We start from the raw sequence: 4,486 nt of genomic DNA, 5'->3' as shown, positions 1-4,486 counted from the left end.
GGGGAGACCTGCGCGGCGGCGGCAAAGAGCGCGGCCGTCTTGGCGTCGATCACTTCCATATAGCTTTCGCGCGAGGTTGCCGTATTGCCGACGAGCGCCAGCTGGCGAACCTCGCCCTCTGCGATGATGGCCGCGGCGCGTGACAGCACGTGCAGCGCGTCCAGCGAACCGGAATCGACCATCAGCATGAAGGCCTGCGCAAACAGGAAATCGCCCACCAGCACGCTTTGCGGATTGCCCCAGACATGATTGGCCGACGCCTTGCCGCGCCGCAGCTCGCTTTCGTCGACGACATCGTCGTGCAGCAAGGTGGCAGTGTGGATGAGCTCGACCGCGCCCGCGAGGGCGAGATGGCCTGTGCCCTCATAGCCGAGCATACGGGCGCTCGCGACGGTGATGAGGGGACGAATGCGCTTGCCACCCGCCTTGACCAGCCAGGCAGCCAGCTCCGGAATGAGGTCGACCGGGCTTGCCATGCGCGCGTTCAGCAGCGCTTCGACCTGCACCATGTCGTCGCCCGCCAGCCGCATCAGCGTGGTGACCGGATCAGGCAGAGCCTGCGGCGCGTCTTTGAGGGGCAGTCCGTTCACGGCGGGTCACTCTTGCTAAGCGCGGCTATAGCCCGGCACAATAGGAATGTGGTGCCCTGTCAGCAAGCGCAGCACACTGCGGCCATTGCGCCCGGCCGGTCAGGAGATAGTGCGTGATCGAGATAGTGACCACAAACGATCCGGTAAAGCTGTCTTTCATTGAGGCAGTCCTGAAGGAAGCCGGTATCCGCGCCGTGGTTCTGGACGCGGAGACAGCCGGAATGTTCGGCGGCGCCTTGCCCTGGGTGAAGCGGCGTGTGCTCGTCCCGGACGAGCAGGCAGCAAAGGCGAGATCTGTTCTGGCCGACGCGCTGGACCCTTCAGACAAGTCATGAGCGCCGCACCCGGAGGAGACCGGGACGAGGCTCCGCAAACCGATCGCACAACGCTGCATGACGGACGGGTGGCGCTGGACCAGCCCTTGCGCGGCTACCGGGCAGGGCTCGACGCTGTCGTGCTGGCCGCGGCTCTCAAACTGCCAGCGGGATCGCAGGCCTGCGAGTTCGGATGCGGGGCTGGCGCGGCCCTTCTGTGTGCTGCCAGGCTGAACCCCGAGGTGCGCTTCCGCGCCATCGAGAAGGACGCGGGCATGGCGGCGCTTGCGGTGCATAATGTCCAGCTGAACGGGCTGGAGGCGCGCATCCGGATTGAAACTGGCGACGCGCTGGAGCTTGCAGGGGCTCAAACCTGCGACGCAGTCTTCTTCAATCCGCCCTTCTTTGACGACGAAAGCGCGCTGCGCCCGCCATCGCCTGAACGCCGGGCCGCCTGGATCAGTGAGGCGCCGCTGGCTGACTGGATCAGCGCAGGTCTCAAGGCTTTGCGGCCCAGAGGTGAGCTGGTCCTGATCCATCGCGCCGACAGGCTGGGCACCATTTTGACGGCCCTGGAGGGGCGGGCGGGCAATGTCGCTGTGCTGCCCGTGCATTCGCGTGAAGGTGACCCCGCCAAACGGATAGTGGTCAGCGCGGTGAAGGCCAGCAAGGCGCCCTTGCGGGTCTTTAGCGGGCTTGTCGTGCATGGCGGGGACGGGCGGCGCTTTACCGATGCTGCCAGCGCGATCTTCACCGGTGATGCGCGTCTCGACCTTGATCCGCCCGTGAAAGGACGCCGCTCATGATCGAACTGACGCTTGGACTCATCGTGCTGGCGATCGTGTTTGCGGTCATATTCGGCCGCAATGCCCGCCAGAAACGCGAACGGGCCGCCGAAGCGGCCCGCAAGGCGGTGGAAAACCGTCTGGAAAACGAACGCTAGACGCCGCGTTCACCCATCAGGTCACGCTCGGCGCGGTTCGGCATCCGGTAAAAGAGGTGGTAGCCGATGCGGCGCGTCTGCACGAGGCTGGACGACCAGCGCGGATTGACGCTTGCCGTGTGGAAGTGCGTCGCGGAGCGCGTCATCTGCGGGGCAAAACCCAGCATGGCGTGCTTGGCAACAAGCTGGGACTGACGCCAGGCCCGGCCACGCGGCGCGCGTGCCGTCGAGCCATCGCAGGCAAAGCTGAACTGGCAGCCGGTCTCACGCTCGGAGCCCTGATAGACCACGCCGCAGATATCGTCCGGATAGGCGCGGTGGCGCACACGGTTCAGAACAACCTCGGCAACGGCCAGCTGACCGCTTAGGGATTCGCCGCGTGCCTCGTAATACACGGCCTCGGCCAGGCAGTTCTGCTGGCGGCGCGCATCGCGGGCGAGCGACAAATGGCTGAGATCAAATGTCTGCAGATCATCCAGCGAACGTCCGCTCACCTGGGGAACGGAAACGTCTGCTGATGCGTCGATAGTGAAGGATGCCGTCTGGAACAGGGCTTCGCCCTCGCTCCAGTCGCCCTCAAGATCGCTGCTGAGATAGCGCTCGGCGACCGCCGACCACATCGCGGTATCGGCACGCGCTTTGACCTCACCGCTTACCAGCGGCAGGGTGGCGACGGCTCCGATAGACGCTGCGACACCTGCAAGGCGCGCAAAACCTGACAACGCTGAACGCAAGTGCGTCGCGATAGCCATGCAAACCTCTTCTTCCGCCTTGCCGTTCGGATGCCGCGTGCAACCCCTTGCATCGCGGACACCAGACCGAGCGTGACATTGGCACATAAGGCGCCCGCGTCGGTTAGCAAGGTGTGAACGAAATCCCGCAATGCATACTCAAGTGCGCAGGCGCGGTCAACAGCGCTGCACTGCACCTATGCTAAGGACACATTTATGCCTAATTTCAGTATTCGCGAAATACTGCGAAGTCCAGAAATTGCCTTACCTCGACTTGAGGGCCGCTTGCGCTGCAGCAAGGCGGGCAATCGGCACCCGGTAGGGCGAGCAGGAAACATAATCGAGACCCACCGACTCGCAGAATCGGATGGATGCCGGATCACCGCCATGTTCGCCGCAAATTCCGAGCTTTAGCTCCGGGCGCGCTGCGCGTCCGCGTTCCACGCCGAGCCGGATCAGGTCGCCAACACCGTCCTGGTCGATGGAAACGAACGGATCGCGCTCGAAAATCTGTGCTTCGAGATAGGCGCCCAGAAACTTGCCGGCATCGTCGCGCGACAGGCCGAACGTGGTCTGGGTCAAGTCATTCGTCCCGAAGGAGAAGAATTCGGCAAATTGCGCGATATCGCCTGCGCGAAGCGCCGCGCGCGGAAGTTCGATCATGGTGCCGATGAGATACACCGGCGCCACGCCCGATTCGCGTTCCACATCGCGGGCTACCGCCGCGACGCGCACTTTCAGGATTTCCAGCTCTTTTGCCGTCGCCACGAGCGGGATCATCACTTCGGCGACGGGCTTGAAGCCGGTTTCCTTCTCGACAAGGGCCTGCGCCTCGAAAATGGCGCGCGCCTGCATCTCGTAGATTTCCGGATAGGTAATGCCCAGGCGGCAGCCGCGATGGCCCAGCATCGGGTTGGTCTCGGCCAGTCCGCGCGCACGCTCCATCAGCGCCTCTGCCGGCAGGCCGGTCGCCTGCGACACCGCTTTCACATCTTCCTCGCTGTGCGGCAGGAATTCGTGCAAGGGCGGGTCGAGCAGGCGGATCGTGCAGGGGCGCTCTTCCATGATGCGGAAGATCTGCGCGAAGTCATCGCGCTGCATGGGCAGGATCTTGGCGAGGGCTGCAATGCGGCCGTCCTGGTCTTCCGACAGGATCATCTCGCGTACGGCGGCGATGCGGTCTGCATCGAAGAACATGTGTTCGGTGCGGCACAGGCCGATGCCCTCGGCGCCAAACTCCTTGGCCGTCTGAACGTCGGCGGGCGTCTCGGCGTTGGTGCGCACCTTCATGCGGCGCGCCTTGTCGGCCCAGCCCATCAGCTTGGCAAAATCGCCGGTCAGCTCCGGCTTGATCATGCGCGCCTCGCCGAAGAGCACTTCGCCGGTTGCGCCGTCCACGGTGATGATGTCGCCATCGGTGATGGTGCGCCCGCGTGCGGTGAACTGCTTGCGGTTCGCATCAATGCGGATCTCGCCCGCGCCGGAGACGCACGGACGGCCCATGCCGCGCGCCACCACGGCAGCGTGACTGGTCATGCCGCCACGCGCGGTGACGATGGCTTGCGCCGCGTGCATGCCGTGGATGTCTTCAGGCGATGTTTCGACCCGTACGAGGATCACCTTTTCGCCGAGGCTCGCGCGGTGCTCGGCCTCGTCGGAATCGAACACGGCCCGGCCGGAGGCCGCACCCGGAGAGGCGGGCAGGCCCTTGGCGATCACATCGCGTTCGTAATCCTCGGCGATGGTCGGGTGGAGCAGCTGGTCCAGCGCCGAAGGATCGACACGCAGCACGGCTTCCTCTTCGGTGATCAGCCCGTCATCGACCATGTCGCAGGCGATTTTCAGCGCTGCGCGCGCCGTGCGCTTGCCGTTGCGGGTCTGAAGCATCCACAGGCGGCCCATCTCCAC

6 protein-coding genes are annotated in these 4,486 nt (G+C 64.7%); 3 read left to right on the top strand and 3 right to left on the bottom strand.

Annotated features, from left to right (window positions below; all coding sequences use genetic code 11):
- Positions 1-530 (bottom strand): polyprenyl synthetase family protein (locus ACTS2Z_RS11650; protein ID WP_442573378.1); only part of this gene is annotated, 530 nt, incomplete at its 3' end.
- Positions 531-703: 173 nt separating this feature from the next.
- Between ACTS2Z_RS11650 and ACTS2Z_RS11645 the strand changes: the two genes are divergently transcribed.
- From ACTS2Z_RS11645 to ACTS2Z_RS11635, 3 genes are read left to right on the top strand one after another with little or no spacing between them, the layout of a single operon-like run.
- Positions 704-925, top strand: coding sequence for a putative signal transducing protein (locus tag ACTS2Z_RS11645; RefSeq protein WP_442573377.1), 222 nt, complete (start codon positions 704-706; stop codon positions 923-925).
- The gene (locus ACTS2Z_RS11640) at positions 922-1,710 is read left to right on the top strand and encodes a tRNA1(Val) (adenine(37)-N6)-methyltransferase (protein WP_442573376.1); all 789 of its coding nucleotides are present in this window, start codon (positions 922-924) and stop codon (positions 1,708-1,710) included. The genes ACTS2Z_RS11645 and ACTS2Z_RS11640 overlap by 4 nt, the downstream gene beginning before the upstream one ends.
- Complete coding sequence (locus ACTS2Z_RS11635; RefSeq protein WP_442573375.1) at positions 1,707-1,847, top strand: hypothetical protein; 141 nt, start codon at positions 1,707-1,709, stop codon at positions 1,845-1,847. Before ACTS2Z_RS11640 ends, ACTS2Z_RS11635 begins: the two co-directional genes overlap by 4 nt.
- Here the strand turns inward: ACTS2Z_RS11635 and ACTS2Z_RS11630 are convergent.
- The gene (locus tag ACTS2Z_RS11630) at positions 1,844-2,599 is read right to left on the bottom strand and encodes a cell wall hydrolase (RefSeq protein ID WP_442573374.1); all 756 of its coding nucleotides are present in this window, start codon (positions 2,597-2,599) and stop codon (positions 1,844-1,846) included. The two genes, ACTS2Z_RS11635 and ACTS2Z_RS11630, sit on opposite strands and share 4 nt — an antisense overlap.
- A gap of 243 nt (positions 2,600-2,842) precedes the next feature.
- A partial coding sequence (gene ppdK, locus ACTS2Z_RS11625; protein ID WP_442573373.1) for a pyruvate, phosphate dikinase occupies positions 2,843-4,486 on the bottom strand: 1,644 nt, incomplete at its 5' end.

Source organism: Glycocaulis sp. (genome assembly GCF_052168375.1).
Classification (GTDB): domain Bacteria; phylum Pseudomonadota; class Alphaproteobacteria; order Caulobacterales; family Maricaulaceae; genus Glycocaulis.
The sequence above is the reverse complement of the archived record's forward strand: the minus strand, read 5'-3'. Positions and strand labels throughout refer to the sequence as shown.